At 75.6% G+C, this 16,731-nt stretch carries 16 protein-coding genes; 9 read left to right on the top strand and 7 right to left on the bottom strand.

Annotated features, from left to right (window positions below; translation table 11 throughout):
• Positions 1-128: 128 nt before the first annotated feature.
• The 7 genes from menD to mnhG are packed head-to-tail and all read left to right on the top strand — an operon-like array spanning position 129 to position 8,362.
• A complete protein-coding gene (gene menD, locus LN037_RS27470) occupies positions 129-1,877 on the top strand; it encodes a 2-succinyl-5-enolpyruvyl-6-hydroxy-3-cyclohexene-1-carboxylic-acid synthase (RefSeq protein WP_230759477.1) in 1,749 nt (582 codons plus the stop codon).
• Between the two features lie 49 nt (positions 1,878-1,926).
• Positions 1,927-4,839 (top strand): Na+/H+ antiporter subunit A, encoded by a 2,913-nt coding sequence (locus LN037_RS27465; RefSeq protein WP_230759475.1) that lies wholly within the window; start codon positions 1,927-1,929, stop codon positions 4,837-4,839.
• A 2-nt stretch (positions 4,840-4,841) separates the two neighbouring features.
• On the top strand, positions 4,842-5,309 hold the full coding sequence (locus tag LN037_RS27460; protein ID WP_230759507.1) for a Na(+)/H(+) antiporter subunit C: 468 nt from the start codon (positions 4,842-4,844) through the stop codon (positions 5,307-5,309).
• The gene (locus tag LN037_RS27455) at positions 5,306-7,126 is read left to right on the top strand and encodes a Na+/H+ antiporter subunit D (protein ID WP_308286202.1); all 1,821 of its coding nucleotides are present in this window, start codon (positions 5,306-5,308) and stop codon (positions 7,124-7,126) included. Before LN037_RS27460 ends, LN037_RS27455 begins: the two co-directional genes overlap by 4 nt.
• A complete protein-coding gene (locus LN037_RS27450; protein ID WP_230759471.1) occupies positions 7,123-7,662 on the top strand; it encodes a Na+/H+ antiporter subunit E in 540 nt (179 codons plus the stop codon). Before LN037_RS27455 ends, LN037_RS27450 begins: the two co-directional genes overlap by 4 nt.
• Positions 7,659-8,006 (top strand): monovalent cation/H+ antiporter complex subunit F, encoded by a 348-nt coding sequence (locus LN037_RS27445; RefSeq protein WP_230759469.1) that lies wholly within the window; start codon positions 7,659-7,661, stop codon positions 8,004-8,006. The genes LN037_RS27450 and LN037_RS27445 overlap by 4 nt, the downstream gene beginning before the upstream one ends.
• The gene (gene mnhG / locus LN037_RS27440) at positions 8,003-8,362 is read left to right on the top strand and encodes a monovalent cation/H(+) antiporter subunit G (RefSeq protein WP_230759467.1); all 360 of its coding nucleotides are present in this window, start codon (positions 8,003-8,005) and stop codon (positions 8,360-8,362) included. Before LN037_RS27445 ends, mnhG begins: the two co-directional genes overlap by 4 nt.
• A 6-nt stretch (positions 8,363-8,368) precedes the next feature.
• Here the strand turns inward: mnhG and LN037_RS27435 are convergent, their stop codons facing one another.
• The 7 genes from LN037_RS27435 to LN037_RS27405 are packed head-to-tail and all read right to left on the bottom strand — an operon-like array spanning position 8,369 to position 15,101.
• Positions 8,369-9,310, bottom strand: coding sequence for a calcium/sodium antiporter (locus LN037_RS27435; protein ID WP_230759465.1), 942 nt, complete (start codon positions 9,308-9,310; stop codon positions 8,369-8,371).
• 3 nt (positions 9,311-9,313) lie between these two features.
• Positions 9,314-9,682, bottom strand: a complete 369-nt coding sequence (locus LN037_RS27430; RefSeq protein WP_230759463.1) for a cation:proton antiporter — start codon at positions 9,680-9,682, stop codon at positions 9,314-9,316.
• Positions 9,679-9,936 (bottom strand): MrpF/PhaF family protein, encoded by a 258-nt coding sequence (locus LN037_RS27425; RefSeq protein WP_230759461.1) that lies wholly within the window; start codon positions 9,934-9,936, stop codon positions 9,679-9,681. Before LN037_RS27425 ends, LN037_RS27430 begins: the two co-directional genes overlap by 4 nt.
• Positions 9,933-10,313 (bottom strand): Na+/H+ antiporter subunit E, encoded by a 381-nt coding sequence (locus tag LN037_RS27420; RefSeq protein ID WP_230759459.1) that lies wholly within the window; start codon positions 10,311-10,313, stop codon positions 9,933-9,935. Before LN037_RS27420 ends, LN037_RS27425 begins: the two co-directional genes overlap by 4 nt.
• Positions 10,310-11,914 (bottom strand): proton-conducting transporter transmembrane domain-containing protein, encoded by a 1,605-nt coding sequence (locus LN037_RS27415; protein ID WP_230759457.1) that lies wholly within the window; start codon positions 11,912-11,914, stop codon positions 10,310-10,312. Before LN037_RS27415 ends, LN037_RS27420 begins: the two co-directional genes overlap by 4 nt.
• Positions 11,911-12,285 carry a cation:proton antiporter subunit C gene (locus LN037_RS27410; RefSeq protein WP_230759455.1) on the bottom strand — a complete coding sequence of 125 codons (375 nt, stop codon included), beginning with the start codon at positions 12,283-12,285 and terminating at the stop codon, positions 11,911-11,913. Before LN037_RS27410 ends, LN037_RS27415 begins: the two co-directional genes overlap by 4 nt.
• Positions 12,282-15,101 carry a DUF4040 family protein gene (locus tag LN037_RS27405; RefSeq protein ID WP_230759454.1) on the bottom strand — a complete coding sequence of 940 codons (2,820 nt, stop codon included), beginning with the start codon at positions 15,099-15,101 and terminating at the stop codon, positions 12,282-12,284. Before LN037_RS27405 ends, LN037_RS27410 begins: the two co-directional genes overlap by 4 nt.
• Positions 15,102-15,338: 237 nt before the next feature.
• Here LN037_RS27405 and LN037_RS27400 point away from each other — a divergent pair, with 237 nt between their 5' ends.
• Together LN037_RS27400 and LN037_RS27395 are read left to right on the top strand one after the other, a co-directional pair.
• On the top strand, positions 15,339-15,914 hold the full coding sequence (locus LN037_RS27400) for a DUF3592 domain-containing protein (RefSeq protein ID WP_230759452.1): 576 nt from the start codon (positions 15,339-15,341) through the stop codon (positions 15,912-15,914).
• A 4-nt stretch (positions 15,915-15,918) separates the two neighbouring features.
• Entirely contained in the window at positions 15,919-16,653 is a 735-nt protein-coding gene (locus tag LN037_RS27395; protein WP_308286201.1) for a demethylmenaquinone methyltransferase, read from the top strand.
• The last annotated feature ends 78 nt before the right edge of the window (positions 16,654-16,731 follow it).

Here is a 16,731-nt window from a genome sequence, read left to right as displayed (position 1 = left end):
GTCACGGACCACGCACCGAACCGGACGATCCCCGGCGTCGGGCACCGATCGGGACGCGCGGGACGTGTGTGGGTGGCGCGGGCCGCTCGCGCGGCCGGGATCGCGGTCGCTGGATACGCTCGCCCGCCGTGACCCCGTCGACGGTGCAGGCCCGTGTCGTCGTCGACGAGTGGGTCCGGGGCGGGGTGCGGGAGGTCGTGGCCTGCCCGGGGTCGCGGAACGCGCCGCTCCTGCTCGCGCTGCACGCCGCGGACGCGGCCGGCCGGGTCCGGCTGCACGTCCGGATCGACGAGCGCTCGGCGGGGTTCCTCGCGGTGGGGCTGGCCGCGCGCTCCGGCACGCCGGTCCCCGTCGTGGTGACCTCGGGCACGGCGGTCGCGAACCTGCACCCGGCGGTGCTCGAGGCCTCGCACGCCGGGATCCCGCTCGTGGTGGCGAGCGCCGACCGGCCGCTCGAGCTCGTCGGGACCGGCGCGAACCAGACCATCGACCAGGCCGGGCTGTTCGGCGGGGCGGTCCGGGCGGCGATCACGCTGCCCCTCGCCGAGGAGCGACCCCGCGCGGCCGCCGGGTGGCGGGCCGCCGTGTGCCGCGCCCTCGACCGGGCCCGCGGCACGACCACCGCCGACCCCGGCCCGGTGCAGCTCGACCTCCCGCTGCGCGAGCCCCTGGTCGACGACGCCCCCGACGACACGCTCCCGGACTGGGCGGCGGGCCGGCCGGGCGGACGGGCGTGGACCGAGGTCGCGGCCCGGGTGCCGCAGGTCGCCCCGCTCGACCTGTCCGCCGCGGTACCGACGCTCGTGGTGGCGGGGCACGGCGCCGAGGCCCCCGACGGGCTGCCCGACGGGGTCCCGGTGATCGCGGAGCCGACGTCCCCGCTGTGGGGCCGCTCGCTGCGCGCGGGCACGCGGCTGCTGGAGTCCGCGCTCGACGGGTCCGCGCCGCACCTGCTGCCCGCCCGCGCGGTCGTTCTCGGGCGCCCGACCCTGCACCGCCCGATCTCCCGCCTGCTCGCCGACCCGCGGGTCGAGGTCGTCGTCGTCCCGTCGGCCGGGTCCGCCGGGGCCCGCCCCGGCTGGACCGACGTCGCGTCCTCGGCCAGCCGTGTCGGCGCGCTGCCCCCGCCCGCGGCGTGGGGCGTCGACGCCGGCTGGGGCGAGGCGGTCCGCGCCGCCGACGCCCGGGTCGCCCGGGTGGTCGTCCCCGACGCCGGGTCCGGGCCCGGCCTGGCGGCCGCCACGGTCCGCGCGCTGCCGTCGGGCGCCCTGCTCGTGGTCGGCTCCTCCAGCCCCGTCCGTGACGTGGCCCTCGCCGCGGAACCACGTGCCGACCTCACGCTGCTGTCCGCCCGCGGGGTGTCCGGCATCGACGGCGCGGTGTCCTTCGCCACGGGAGCCGCGCTCGCCCACGGCGGCCCCACCTACGCGCTGCTCGGCGACCTGACGTTCCTGCACGACGCGGGCGGCCTGCTCGTCGGGCCCGACGAACCGCGGCCGGAGCTGACGATCGTGGTGGCCAACGACGACGGCGGCAGCGTGTTCGCCACCCTCGAGCAGGGCGCGCCCGCGCACGCGGCGGCGTTCGAGCGGGTGTTCGCGACGCCGCACGGCACCGATCTGCAGGCGTTGTGCCGCGCGCACGGCGTGTCGCACACCGGCGTGGCCGCGACCGACCCCGGCGACGCCCTCACCGCCGCACTCGCACCGACCGGGCGGCCCGGCGTGCGCGTCGTGGAGGTCGCGGTCGACCGGACCGCCCGCCGCGCGGACGCCGACCGGTGGCGGGCCGCGGCGCGCACCGCGTCCCTCGAACTGGACGATCCGGACACCGCCGCCGACGGTCGATCACCGGGTGGTGTCGGACCCGGTCGGTAGGCTCGTTGCGACGGCGGGTGACGGTCGCGAACGAGCTGGGGGTCGATAGGTGCTGGTCCTGCTGGCGGTGCACGCCGCGGCCGCGCTGGTCGCGCCCCTGCTCGTGCGCAGCCTGGGGCGCACCGCGTTCGTCGGGCTCGCCCTCGTGCCGGCCGCGGCCTTCGCCTGGATCCTCACGCAGCTGCCGGCCGTGCTCGCCGGCCGCGCCACCGCCGAGGGCTTCACCTGGATCCCGGCGCTCGGCGTCGACGTGGCCGTGCGCCTCGACCCGCTCTCGGCGCTGCTCTCGCTGCTCGTCACCGGCGTCGGCGCCCTGGTGGTCCTCTACTGCTCGCGCTACTTCACGCCGTCGTCGGGCGGGCTGCCGCGCTTCGCCGGGGTGCTGCTCGCCTTCGCCGGCGCGATGCTCGCGCTGGTCTGGGCCGACGACGTCGTCGTGCTCTACGTCTGCTGGGAACTGACGACGATCTTCTCGTTCCTGCTCGTGGGGCAGGACGCCCACAAGCGGGCGAGCCGCGCGGCGGCGATGCAGGCGCTCACCGTCACCGCGGCTGGCGGGCTCACGATGCTCGTCGGGCTGGTCGTCCTCGCCGAGGCCGCGGGCACCTACCGGCTCTCGGCCATCGTCGCGGCCGGCCCCTCGCTGAGCGGCACGGCGGTGACGGCCGGCGTGGTCTGCGTCCTCGTCGGCGCGCTGTCGAAGTCCGCGCTGATCCCGTTCCACTTCTGGCTGCCCTCGGCGATGGCGGCGCCGACCCCGGTCAGCGCCTTCCTGCACGCCGCGGCCATGGTCAAGGCCGGCGTCTACCTCGTGCTGCGCCTCGCGCCGGGCTTCGCCGACGACGCCGGGTGGCGGCCGGTCATCGCGATCGCCGCCGGCCTGACGATGCTGCTCGGCGGGATCGTGGCCGCCCGTCAGACCGACCTCAAGCTGCTGCTGGCGCACGGCACGGTCTCCCAGCTGGGGTTCATGATCCTGCTCGCCGGGGCGGGCACGCGGGACGCCGCGCTCGCCGCCGCCGCGCTCGTCGTGGCGCACGCGCTGTTCAAGTCCGCGCTCTTCCTCACCGTCGGCGTGATCGACCGCTGCGCCGGCACGCGCGACCTGCGCGAGCTCGCCGGCCTCGGCCGCCGCGCGCCGGTCCTCGCGGTGGTCGGCACCCTGGCCGCCGCCTCGATGGCGGGCATCCCGCCGCTGTTCGGGTTCGTGACGAAGGAGGGCGCCTTCGAGGCGTTCCTGCACCGGGCCTACGGACCGTGGGCCGGGGTGCTGCTCGGCGTCGTGGTGCTCGGCTCGGTGCTCACGGTCGCCTACAGCGCCCGGTTCGTGCTCGGCGCCTTCACCGGCGTGTTCACCACGACCGACCGCACCGAGTGGATCCGCCCGGGCGCGCTCTTCCTCGCCGCCCCGGTGGTGCTGGGCGGTCTCTCGCTCGTCGCCGCGTTCGCCCTCGGCGCGGTCACCCCGCTGCTCACCGCGTACGCCGACGTCCTCGCGCCGAGCTACCCGACGCCCCTGGCGCTCAAGCTCTGGCCCGGCCTCACCCTCGCCCTCGGGCTGTCCGTGCTGGCGATCGTGCTGGGTCTGCTGCTCGCCGCGCCCCGCGTCGCGGACCGGCTCGCGGCGTTCCGGCCGCTCGACGCGATCCGCTCCGAGGTCACCTGGCGCGCGCTGGTGCACGCGCTCGAGAAGGCCGCGCTGCGCGTCACCGTCCGCACCCAGCGCGGGTCGCTCCCGGTCGTGCTCTGCACGATCCTCGGAGTCCTGCTCGTCGGCCCCGGGCTCGTCCTGGTCCTCTCCGGCGCCGTCGGCGACATCCGGATCGACCGGTTCGCCGACTCGTCCGGGCAGGTGGTCATGGCGGTCCTCGCCGTGGTCTCCACCGCGGCCGCGGCCCGCGCCCGCCGCCGCATCGCGGCCGTCCTGCTGGTCGGCGGCCTCGGCTACGCCGTGGCCGTCATCTTCGCCCTCGCCGGGGCACCGGACGTCGCCCTCACGCAGGCGCTGGTGGAGACGATGACCCTCGTCGTCATCGTCCTGGTGCTGCGCCGGCTGCCCGCGGACATCACCGAGCACCACACCGGACGACGCCGCCTCGCGCGGCTCGCGGTGGCCCTCCCCGTGGGCGTGCTGGTGGCCCTGCTCGGCGCCACCGCGCTCGGGGCGCGGACCCAGCCCGCGGTCTCTCTGGCCTTCCCCTCGCAGGCCTACGCCTTCGGCGAGGGGCAGAACGTCGTCAACGTGACGCTGGTCGACATCCGCGCCTGGGACACCATCGGCGAGCTCTCCGTGCTGCTGGCCGCGGCGACCGGCGTCGCCAGCCTGGTCTTCCTCAACCGGCGCACCGGCCTGCCGCCCGGCGGGTCGCGGCGCCGGCGCCGACGGGCCCCGGTCGATCCCGCCCCCGGCGGTGGCTTCGGCTGGCTGCGCGGGCCGACCCTCGAGCGCCTCGCCCGCCGCACCCGCCCGGGACCCGAGCCCGCCGAGCGGAACCTGCTGCTCGAGGTCGTCACGCGGCTCGTCTTCCCGACGATCATGGTGCTCTCGATCTACTTCCTGTTCGCCGGGCACAACGCGCCGGGCGGCGGCTTCGCGGGTGGCCTGCTCGCCGGGCTCGCCCTGGTGGTCCGCTACGTCGCCGGGGGCCGGTACGAGCTGGGCGAGGCGGCCCCGGTCGAGGCGGGCACCCTGCTCGGCGCCGGGCTGCTGCTCGCCGGCCTGAGCGGCGTGGGCGGGCTCGTCCTCGGCGGCGAGGTGCTGCAGACCGCGGTCCTCGAGGCCACCCTGCCGGTGCTCGGCACCGTCAAGTTCGTGACGTCGCTGGTGTTCGACGTCGGCGTCTACCTGATCGTGGTCGGTCTCGTCCTCGACATCCTGCGCAGCCTCGGCGCGGAGCTCGACCGGCGCGCCGACCCCGGCGCGGCCGCCGTCGGCCCGGAGCGGACGGAGGTCCACTCGTGAGCATGTCCCTCGTCATGCTGGTGCTCATCGCCCTGCTCTACAGCGCCGGGGTCTACCTGCTGCTCGACCGGAGCCTCACCCGCGTGCTGCTCGGCGTCCTGGTCCTCGGCAACGCCACGAACCTGCTGGTCATCTCCTCGGGCGGCCCCTTCGGCACGGCGCCGTTCGTCGGCCGCAGCCCGGAGGCCGGGATGAGCGACGCGCTGGTGCAGGCCCTCGTCCTCACCGCCATCGTCATCACCCTCGGCGTCGCCGCCTTCCTGCTGTCGATCATCCACCGCACCTGGACCCTCGACCGCGAGGACGACCTCGGGGTGGACGCCGAGGACCGCTCGGTGCGCCGGCGGCTCGAGCGCGACGAGCAGATCGACGAGGACGAGTTCGACACCACGGGCTGCGAGTCGACCTCGGACACCGACGACGAGCGCGCCGAGCGTGCGGCGGTCGCGACGACGGGCGGCTCGACGTGAACCCGGCACCGACCGTCATCGAGAGCCTCATGCCGCTCCCGGTGCTGCTGCCGTTGCTCGGGGCCGGGCTCGCGCTGGTCCTCGCCGGTCGCCCGAACCTGCAGCGGGCGGTGTCGGTGTCGGTGCTCGTCGCGGTGGTGGCGATCTCCGCCGTGCTGGTCGCCGGGGCGGCCGACCGCCCGCGGGTGGTCACCGTCGGGTCCTGGCCCGCGCCGCTGGGCATCACCCTGGTCGCCGACCAGCTCTCGACGATCATGCTGCTCACGTCCATGACGGTGACGCTGCTGGTGTTCCTCTACGCCATCGGCCAGGGCACCGCGACCGACGACAGCCGCACCCCGGTCTCGATCTTCCACCCGACCTACCTGGTCCTCGCCGCGGGCGTGGCGAACGCGTTCCTCTCGGGGGACCTGTTCAACCTCTACGTCGGGTTCGAGGTCCTCCTGATGGCCAGCTACGTGCTGCTGACCCTCGGCGGGACGCGCTCGCGCATCCGCGCGGGACTGACCTACGTCGTGGTGAACGTGGTGTCCTCGCTGGTCTTCCTGGCCGGGATCGCGCTCGTGTACGCGGCGGTGGGCACGCTCAACCTCGCCCAGATCTCGGTCCGGATGGAGGCGGTGCCCGCGGGCACCCAGCTGACCATCCACCTCGTGCTGCTCACGGCCTTCGGCATCAAGGCGGCGGTCTTCCCGCTCTCGGCCTGGCTGCCCGACTCCTACCCGACGGCGGCCGCGCCGGTGACGGCCGTGTTCGCCGGCCTGCTCACCAAGGTCGGTGTCTACTCGATCATCCGCACCGAGACCCTGCTCTTCCCCGGCGACTCGGTGGCCGACGACATCCTGCTCGTCGCCGCCCTCGCGACCATGGTGATCGGCGCGCTGGGGGCGATCGCGCAGGACGACATCAAGCGCGTCCTGTCGTTCACGCTGGTCAGCCACATCGGCTACATGATCTTCGGCGTGGCGCTGACGACGCCCGCCGGCGTGGGCGCCGCGATCTTCTACGTCGTCCACCACATCACCGTGCAGGCGACGCTGTTCTGCGTGGCGGGCCTGATCGAACGGCTCGGTGGCTCGACGTCCACCACGCGCCTGGCCGGGCTCGCGGCCGCCAGCCCGCTGCTCGCCGTCCTCTACTTCGTCCCGGCGATCAACCTCGGCGGCATCCCGCCGCTGTCCGGGTTCGTCGGCAAGCTCGGCCTGATCGAGGCGGGCGTGCAGGACGGCTCGGTCCTCGCCTGGCTGCTCGTGGTGGGGTCGGTGCTGACGAGCCTGCTGACCCTCTACGCGATGGCCAAGGTCTGGGTCCTGGCGTTCTGGCGGCCGGTCGAGCAGCTCCCCGCCGAGCACCCCGACGACGCCGACGGCAACGACGACGACGCCCTCGAGCCCGCGGACGACGGTGACGACCCGGACGACCACCTGGACGACGAGGACGACGAGATCGACGAGGTCGACGACGAGCCGGTCGACCCCGAGTCCCTGCGCGACGGCATGGACCAGCGCTTCCCCGTGCTCATCGGGGCCGGCCGCGCGGGAGAGGCGTACGCGGGGTCGGGCCGGCTCTCCACGTCCTACTCCGGGGCGTTCATGGGCGCCGGAGTCTCCGACCGCGAGGACCACGGGTCCCCCGTGCGCCTCCCGCGGGCGATGACGGCCGCGACGGCCGGGCTGGTCGCGGTCGGGATCGCGCTCACCGTGGTCGCGGGCCCGCTGTACACGCTGACCGACCGTGCCGCGGCCGACCTCACCGCCCGCACGCCCTACATCTCCGCGGTCTTCGCGCAGGCCACCGACGACCGGGTGGCCCGGTGAGGGGCCGCGTGCGCCCGGGCCCGCGTCTGCTGCGGCTGGCGTGGCTGACGCTCGTGTGGATCCTGCTGTGGGGCACGTTCTCCTGGGCGAACCTGATCGGCGGGATCGCGGTCGCCCTGTTCGTGGTCCTGCTGTTCCCCCTGCCCGGGATCGCGTCGGGCGGGCGGCTGCGCCCGCTCGGCCTGGCGCGGGTCGGGCTGCGCATCGCGGGCGAGCTCGTGGTGTCGAGCCTGCAGGTGGCCTGGCAGTCGATCCGGCCGGGTCCGCCGATCCGCAGTTCGGTCGTCGAGGTGACCTTCGAGGAGCGCTCGGAGCTCCTCATGGCCGCGCTGGTCGAGGCCCTCTCGCTGGTGCCGGGCAGCGTCGTGGTCGACGCGGACGCCGAGCGGGGGGTGCTCTGGGTGCACGTGCTCGGGGCGGACTCCGACGCGGAGGTCGAGGAGTTCCGCGCGCAGGTCCGCTCGCTGGAGAAGAGCCTGCTGACGACGGGCATCGCGGCCGTCCGGGTCGAGCGGGACGAGGAGGGCGTGGCATGACGCTGTTGACGGTCGGCCTGGTCCTCGTGGGCGCGGCCCTGCTGGTGGCGCTGGTCCGGTTCGTGCTCGGGCCGTCCGCGCTCGACCGCATGGTGTCCCTCGACGCCATCGTCGCGATCATCATGAGTGGCCTGATGATCTACGCCGCGATGACGGGCGACTCCACCGTGCTGCCCGCCGTGGTCGCGGTCAGCCTCGTCGGGTTCCTCGGGTCGTCGACGGTGGCCCGCTTCCTCGGCCGGGGCCGCGGCGAGCGCCCCGGGAGCACCGGGAGCACCGGGAGCAGCGAAAGCACCGGGAGCACCGGGAGCGCCGGACGGACCGACACGGAGGGCCGGCGATGACCGACGGCGGGATGGTGCTGGACGTCCTCGACCTCGTCGGCGGCGTCCTGATCGTGCTCGGGACGCTGCTGGTGCTGGCGGCCGCGATCGGCCTGGTGCGGCTGCCGGACGTGCTGTCCCGCATGCACGCGGCCACCAAGCCGCAGACCACGGGTCTGCTGCTGGTGGCGATCGGCACCGCGCTGCACCTGCGCGAGGCCGCCGACGTGTGGATGCTCGTGCTCGTCGGCGCCTTCGCCGTGATCACCGCTCCGGTCACCGCGCACCTCGTCGGGCGCCTCGCCTACCGCACCGGGGGCGTGCGCCGGGACCTGCTCCACCGCGACGAGATGGACCCCGACCGCGCCGACCGGTGACCCGGCTCAGAAGCGCGTGACCAGCAGCCACGTGAGGTACGCGAGGTAGCCCACGACGAGGGCGGCCCCCTCGAGCCGGCTCACCCGCGAGCCGCTGCGGGCCGCGAGGGCGGTCGCCACGGTGGCCACGGCGAGCAGGACGAGGTCGCCGCCCACCACCTCGGCGGGGAACCCGATGGTCGTCCCCGGGGCGGCGAGCACGGTCACCCCCAGGATCAGGGCGATGTTCAGCACGCTGGACCCGACGATGTTCCCGACGGCGAGCCCGGTCGCCCCGCGCAGCGTCGAGACCACCATGGTCACCAGCTCGGGGGCCGAGGTCCCCACCGCGACGACCGTCAGCCCGATCACCGCGTCCGAGACGCCGAGGCCCTGCGCGATCTCCACCGCGCCGTCGACGAGCAGGTCGGCGCCGACCACGACGAGGGCGAGCGACACCACCAGCAGCAGCGCCTGGACCGGCGTCGAGCCGGGCGGTGCCGACCCGGCGTCCTCCTCCCCGCCCTCTCCGCCGCGGCGGAGGACGAGCACCAGGTAGACCGCGGCCGCGCCCAGCAGGACGAGCCCGCCGAGCAGGTCGAGCGCCCCGCCGAGGGTCAGGAGGACCAGCAGCAGCGTGACCGCGACCATGGCGGGCAGGTCGACCCGCCGGGTCCCGCGGTCGACGGCGACGGGGTGCAGCAGCGCCCCGATGCCCAGGACCAGCATGAGGTTGACCAGGTTGGTCCCGACGATGTTCCCGGCTGCGAGGTCCCCGTTGCCCGAGCGGGCCGCGCCGATGCCGATCGCGAGCTCCGGCAGCGACGTCCCCACCGAGACCACGGTCAGCCCGATGACCGTCGGGCTGAGCCCGAGCCGCCCGGCGAGCGTGGTGCCCGAGCGGACCAGCAGCTCCGCGCCGCCGAGCAGCAGCACGAGCCCACCGAGGGCGAGCACGACGGCGGTCACGGGTCAGCCGTCTCCGCGTCGTGGCAGGCGCCCGGCTCCGGCGTCCCGCGCCAGGTCGTCCCGCGCGGTGCCCGCCGCGAGCCGCGCCCCGGTGAGGTAGCCCGAGCGCACCACCATCATCCCGCCGACCGCGCACCCGACGACCTGCAGCGCGACGGCGAGCACCACCTTGAGCCCGTTCCCGACCGACGGCATCAGCAGGAGGGCGCCGAGGAGGATCGCGACCGTCCCGGCCTCCGCGGCGAGCGTCACCGCCGAGGCGCGCGCGTACACGTCGGGCAGCCGCAGGAGCCCGAGCGCCGCCACCACGAAGATCGCCGCCCCGAACGCGACGAGCACCTGGCCGAGGATCCCCGGCAGGCCCGCGCTCACCGCTTGCCCCGCGTGAGCAGGCGCCCCAGCGAGAGCGCGGCGAGCAGCCCCACGAGGCCCGCGGCGAGGACCAGGTCGAACGTGGCCGCGATCCCGGCGCGGGTGCCGATCACCGCGGTGAGCCCGACGAACGAGAAGAGCACGAGGTCCGCGGCGACGGCCCGGTCCGCGTCGTGGGGGCCGCGCAGGATGCGCCACGCCGCCAGGGCCACGGCCACGACGAGCAGCGCGAGCGCGACGTCCAGCCCGATCATGCGGCCTCCTCCGGGGCTCGCGACGGCAGGTCGGTGCGTCCCAGGGCGGCCAGCATCCGGTACTCCAGGCGCTGCAGGCCCAGCACGAGACGGTCGGGGTCGGCCTCGTGGATGCCGTGCACGTAGAGCGTCCACGGGCAGTCGGTCGCGGCGTCCGGGGTGTGGGCGCGGGTGTCGACGACGATGGTCCCCGGCGAGAGGCTGATGAGGACGCCGAGCAGGCCGATCTCGACCTCCCGGGCGCAGTGCGTGTCGAGCCGGACGAGCGCCGGGGTCACCCCGCGGAGCCCGACGACGTCGGCGACCATCCGCACGTAGGAGCGCAGGAGCTCGACGGCGTACCAGCCGAGGAACCCCAGGACGCGGACGACGATCACGGCGTCCCCCTCACGGCGGCGACGTAGGCGGCGGGGTCGAGCAGGTCGGCGGCGGCGTCGCGGCACAGGGCGAACAGCGGCTCCGCCCCCACCCCGAGGACCACCGTCGCGAGGGCGAGGACGAGGGCGGGTGCGATCAGCCCGGGGCCGATGCGCCGGTCGGTCCGGTCGCGGACCGCGACCGTGCCGTCCGACCCGGCCCCCGACCCGGCTCCCGACCCGGCTCCCGACCCGGAGCCGGTTCCGGAGCCGGACGCCGGGACCGGCGCCGGCTCGTCGTCGGGAACCTTCTCCTCGCCGGCGAACAGGCCGGTCCAGATCTTCAGCATCGAGAGCAGGGTCAGCAGGCTGACGAGCACCGCGAGGGTCGCGACGAGGGCCTGACCCGCGTCGACCGCGGCGAGCACGAGCGTCAGCTTCGCGACGAAGCCGGACAGCGGCGGCAGCCCGGCGAGGGCGAGGGCGGCGAGGAAGAAGGCGACCGCCGTCGCCGGTTCGCGGCGCATCAGCCCCGTGATGCGGCCGAGCGGTCCGGGCCCGTAGCGGACCTCGACCGCGCCGGTGGACAGGAACAGGGACGTCTTGGCCACCATGTTGTGGATCAGGTAGAAGATGCCGGCCGCGAGGCCGAGCGGGCTCGCGAGCGCGACGCCGAGCAGGACGTAGCCGATCTGCGACGTCATGTGGAACGTGAGGATCGAGCGGGTGGTGCTCTCGCCGACGGCGCCGAGCACCCCGACGACCATGGTGGCCGTGAAGAGGGCGAGCCCGATCCACAGCCACCGCGTCTCGCCGGCGAACACCACCGAGTGGATGCGGTAGACGCCGTACACGGCGACCTTCGTGTGCAGGCCGGAGAACAGGGCCGTCACCGCCGGCGAGGCCTGCGGGTAGGTCCGCGCGAGCCAGCCGTGGAACGGCACCACCGACGCCTTGATCAGCAGGGCGAGCAGCACCAGCCCGACGGCGGCGGCCACCGGTCCGGAGCGTTGCGCGGCCCCGGCGAGCTCCGCGAGCACCACCGTGCCGGCGCTGCCGTAGGTGAAGGCGATCCCGGTGAGCAGCAGGGTCGAGGTGAAGAGGTTGACCACGACGAACAGCCGCGCCCCGGTGATCCGCTCCGCCGTCCCGCGGCCGCGCCGGGCCAGGGTGAGCAGCCCGTAGGACGGCAGCAGCATGACCTCGACGAACACGAAGAGGTTGAACAGGTCGCCGGTGAGCAGGGCGCCGTTCACCCCCGCGGTGAGCAGGAGCACCAACGGGGCGAACCAGCGGCGGTCCGCCTCGCCCGAGGCGAGGGCGAAGCCGACGCAGGCCAGTGACAGCAGCGCGGTCGTGACGAGCATGAGTGCCGAGAAGGCGTCGACGACGAGCGGGATCGCGATGCCCGCGGGCCACAGACCGACCGCCACCGCCTCCGGCGGCCCCGACGCCTGCCGCACGAGGACGACGACGGCGGCGGCCGCCACGGCGACGAGGGTGGCGGGGGTCGCGACGGTGCCCGACCGGACCCGACCGTCCCCGGCCCGCCCGGTGACGAACGCGAGGACGGCGGCGACCACCACGGGGACGACGACGAACAGCGGGAGCAGCAGGGTCACGGCGCGGCCTCCCGCTCGCGGTCGTCGGGCCCCGGCGAGGAGCGGGAACCGGGCTCGGGATCGGGCTCGGGCTCGGTGTCGTCGTCCGGACCGCCGACGACGGCCAGGACGAGCAGGTAGATCGTGATGGCGAAGGCGATGACGATCGCGGTGAGCGCGAACGCCTGCGGCAGCGCGTCGGCGGTGGTCGCGGGGTCGAGCGGCGAGCCGATCGTGGCCCCGCGCCGGGACGCGCCGCCGGCGGCCAGGAGCACCAGGTTCGCGGCGTGCCCGAGCAGGACGAACCCGAGCACGATGCGCACGAGCCCGCGGGAGAGCACGAGGAAGACCGCCCCGGCCACGAGGAAGGCGACGGCGAGCGCGAGGGTCATCGCCCGTCACCCCCGGCCGCGGCGCCGACCTCGTCCCGGCGCGAGCCGGTGCCGGGTTCGTCCTCGTCCTCGTCCGGCGGGCTCGAGCCGAGCGGTCCGAGCCGGTCGAGGGCGGCGACGACCGCGCCCATCACCACGAGGTAGACGCCGACGTCGAAGGCCAGGGCCGAGGTCAGCGACACCCCGAGCACGCTGATTCCGGACGAGAGCGGCCGGAGGAACGCCCCGTCGGCGAACCCCGCGAGGCCGCTGACCACGCACACCAGCAGCCCGCCCGCGACCATCGCGACCGCGGGGAGCCGGCTGCGGCCCTCGCGGTCGGACGACGCGGCGAGGGCACGCAGCACGAACGCCGCCGTCCCGGTGAGCGCGGCGTTGAAGCCCCCGCCGGGCTCGTCGTGCCCGCGGACCAGGAAGAACAGCGAGAGCAGCAGCATCAGCGGGACGAGGGCCCGGGCGGTGACGCGGGCGTACACGGCGTTGTCCCACGCGAAGCGGCTCGGGGACAGCGCCGGGACGGCGAGCCGGGGCCGCCGGGACGCCACGAGCCGGCGGACCTCCAGCACCACGAGGACGGCCAGGCCCGCGGTGCCCAGCACCACCAGCTCGCCGAACGTGTCGAGGGCGCGGAAGTCGACCAGGATCGTGTTCACCACGTTGGTGCCGCCGGTCTCCGGCTCGGCCCGCTCCAGGTACCAGGCCCCGACCGGGCTGATCCCCGGGCGCCCGGTCAGGGCGAGGACCCCGACGAACGCGGCGGCCCCGGCCCCCAGCGCGGCGCACGCCGCCGCGATCGTGCGGGCCCGCCGCTGCGGGTGGAAGCGGCGGGGGAGGCGGCGCAGGACCAGCACGGCCACGGCGACCGTCAGGACCTCGACCAGCAGCTGGGTGAGCGCCGCGTCCGCCGCGCCCAGCGCGAGGAACCACAGCGACATCGTGAAGCCGACGACGCCGAGCACGGCCACCGCCGCGAGCCGGGACCGGACGACGACCACGCCGAGGACGCCCACCCCGATCAGCACGACGAGGGCGACGTCCGAGGCGCGGGAGGCCGCCGTGGCGGCGGCGAGGTCCACCCCCGGCACGAGGGCGACGAGGCCGAGCACGCCGAGGGCGACCACGGCGAGGACCGGCGGCGCGAGGTGGCGGCGGACCGTGTCGGCGCGGGTGAGGTCGCCGACCCGGCCGCCGAGGGCGATGGCGCCCGCGCGCAGGGCGAGGAGGGCGCCGACGGCCGTGCCGGGGAACAGCGGCCGGTCGAGGAGCGCGTCGACGCGGTGGCGGGACCGGATCGCGAGCAGGCCCAGGACGATCGAGGCGGCCGAGAGGTACAGCTCGGGCACGAACCCGGGCCAGAGGTAGAGGGCGGTCTCGCCGACCGGGAGGGCCGCGGCGGCGTCGGCGGCCGCGGTCACGGTCGGCTCGATCAGGTCGGCGCCGGGGCCGAGGACGAGGCCCGCGGCCGCGAGCACCAGCACCGGGGCGAGGAAGGCGGGGGAGCCCTCCCGGACGGCGGGGTCGAGCGTGGGCCCGAAGAACGCCCCGAGCAGGATCCGCCCGGTGTAGGCGAGGGTGAGCACCGACGCCGCCACGGCGACCAGGGCCGCCGTCGGGCCGACCCACCCCGGCCCGGGCGCGTCCCACATCGCCGCGAGGATCTTCTCCTTGGAGATGAAGCCGAGCAGGGGCGGGACACCGGCCATCGACAGGCAGGCGAGCACCACCCCGGCGGTGGTGAACGGCATCGAGCGACGCAGCCCGGAGAGCTGGTCGACCTCCCGCGTGCCCGCCTGGTGGTCGACCACCCCGATCAGCATGAACAGCGCGCCCTTGAACAGGGCGTGCGCCACGGTGTGCACCACCGCCGCGGACAGCGCCTCCCGGGTGCCGAGCCCGATCGTCGCGACCAGCAGGCCCAGTTGGCTCACCGTCGAGTAGGCGAGGAGCTCCTTGAGGTCGGAGCGCTGCAGGGCGAACAGGGCGCCCATCACCGCGGTGAGCAGCCCGACGACGACGAGCGTGACGTTCCACGCCAGGGTCTCGCCGAGGGCGGGCGAGAAGCGCATGAGCAGGTAGATGCCGGCCTTCACCATCGCCGCGGCGTGCAGGTACGCGCTGATGGGGGTGGCCGCGACCATCGAGTCCGGCAGCCAGCCGTGGAAGGGGAACTGCGCCGACTTGGTGAACGCGGCCACCGCGATCAGCAGCCCGACGGTCGTGGCGAAGGCCGGGTCGGAGCCCCACAGGGGGCTGGCGAGGATCGCCGAGAGCTGGGAGGTCCCGGTCGCGGCGATCATGACGACCACGGCGGCCAGCAGCGCGAGCCCGCCGCCGACGGTCACGAGCAGCGTGCGCGCGGCCGACGCCTGGCCCTTCGGCCCGGACCGGGAGATGAGGAAGAACGAGCAGATGGTCGTGACCTCCCACATCACGAGCATCACCACGACGTCGTCGGCGAGGACGAGGCCGAGCATCCCGACCGAGAACAGGGTCATCAGCCCGTAGAAGTCGGCGTGCGGGCCGCGGTCGAAGTACCGGCACGAGTAGGCGAGGACGGCCCCGCCGATCACCAGCACGAGGATCGCGAACAGCTGGCCGAGCCCGTCGAGGCGCAGGGCGAACGAGACGCCGAGCGAGGGCAGCCAGTCCACGCGCACCGACCGGCCGTCGGGCGGGACGGCGACGAGCAGCCAGACGCCGAGGCCGGCCAGGCCCGCGGCGAGCGGCCAGCCGGCCTCGCGGCCGAGCACACGTCCGAGCAGGGGCGCGAGGGCCGCGAGCAGGGCGGCGGCGCCGAGCAGGAAGGGAAGGGTCACGGGGGGCCCTCGGGTCGGCGGGGCGGGGTTGAACAGCCCTTTACCCCGTCGTGCGCGATCCAGTCCGGCGCCCGCGACACCCCGTCCCGGCCGGGCGGCCGGTCGTCGTGGCCGCCGTGCGGGGGGCTCACGTCCCCGTCACGCCGGAGTGCCGCTCGCCCCGTGCCGTCCCCCGGACGGCGCACCGGGGCCGCTCCGGCGGGCACCCGCCGCACCTCCCTCTCTACCGTGGACGGGGTGAACGACGTGCGCGCTGCGATGGGCGCGAGGGCCCGCACCGCGGTCGCCGGTGCCCGGACGGCCTGGGACGTCACCCGCACCGTGCTCGCCCCCGTCGGGCGCCGCGCGCCGGAGATCGTCGTGACGATCGGCGTCGTCCTGTCCGTGCTCGCCGTGCTGGTGCTCGTCGGCGCGGCCCGCAACGACGCCTCGATCTCCGCCGACCAGGGCACCGCGGTCGCCGAGGTCCTCGAGGGCGGCGACCTCGGGCACACCTTCGTGCGCTTCACCGCCTCCGACGGGGCGGTCCTCACGCCCGACACCGGCGTGCTCTACCCCCGCGGCCTGGAGCCGGGCAACTACGTGGTCGTGGAGTACGACCGGTCGAAGCCCGAGCTGGTCCGCGTCGCGGGCCGGTCCTGGACGGCGGGGCTGGGTCCGGTCGCGCTCGGCGTCGTGGGGCTGTGGGTCGTGCTCGGGCCGACGGCCTGGGCGCTCGCCCGCCGCCGCCGGGCCGCCGCGGCCGCGGACGGGGAGACCCCGGCGCCCGACGACGTGACGCCCGACCGCGAGCCGGTCGGTGCGGCACGATGAGTGCGTGAGTGCCACCCGCGCCGGTCTCGACCGCGACCCGTCCGCCGTCGCCCGCATGTTCGACGGGGTCGCGGCGCGCTACGACGTCACGAACACCGTGCTCTCCTTCGGGCGCGACCGCGCCTGGCGGCGGGCCACCCGCGAGGCCCTGACCATCGGTCCCGGCGACGTGGTGCTCGACATCGCGGCCGGGACCGGCGTGTCCACCGTCGAGCTCGCCCGCACCGGCGCCACCTGCCTGGCCGCGGACTTCTCGCTCGGCATGCTGCGGGCGGGCCGGGCCAAGCACGGGGGGGACGCGGCGAGGCGGAGCTCGACCGGCGGGGGCGGCGCGGTGCCCTACCTGGCCGCCGACGCGATGCGGCTCCCGCTGCCGGACGCGTCCGTCGACGCCGTGGTGATGTCGTTCGGGCTGCGCAACGTCGTCGAGCCCGACGCCGCCCTCGCCGAGTTCGCGCGGGTCACCCGGCCGGGCGGGACCCTCGCGATCTGCGAGTTCTCCACGCCGACCTGGACGCCGTTCCGACGGGTCTACACCGACTACCTGATGCGGGCGCTGCCCCGCGTGGCGCGCGCCGTGAGCTCGAACCCCGACGCCTACGTCTACCTCGCCGAGTCGATCCGGGCGTGGCCCGACCAGCCCGCGCTGGCCCGGCGCATCACCGCCGCCGGCTGGCAGGCGGTCAGCTGGCGCGACCTCACGGGCGGCATCGTCGCCCTGCACACCGCCGTCCGCTGACGCAGCCGTCGGGCCCGCGCGCCGCGGGCGACGGAGCTCGTTCCCGTCCGGACGGAAACCAAACCCCCTCCCGGCGGG

Source organism: Actinomycetospora soli, assembly GCF_021026295.1.
GTDB lineage: Bacteria > Actinomycetota > Actinomycetes > Mycobacteriales > Pseudonocardiaceae > Actinomycetospora > Actinomycetospora soli.
Note: the sequence above shows the minus strand (reverse complement) of the source record. Positions and strands in the feature narration are given on the sequence as shown.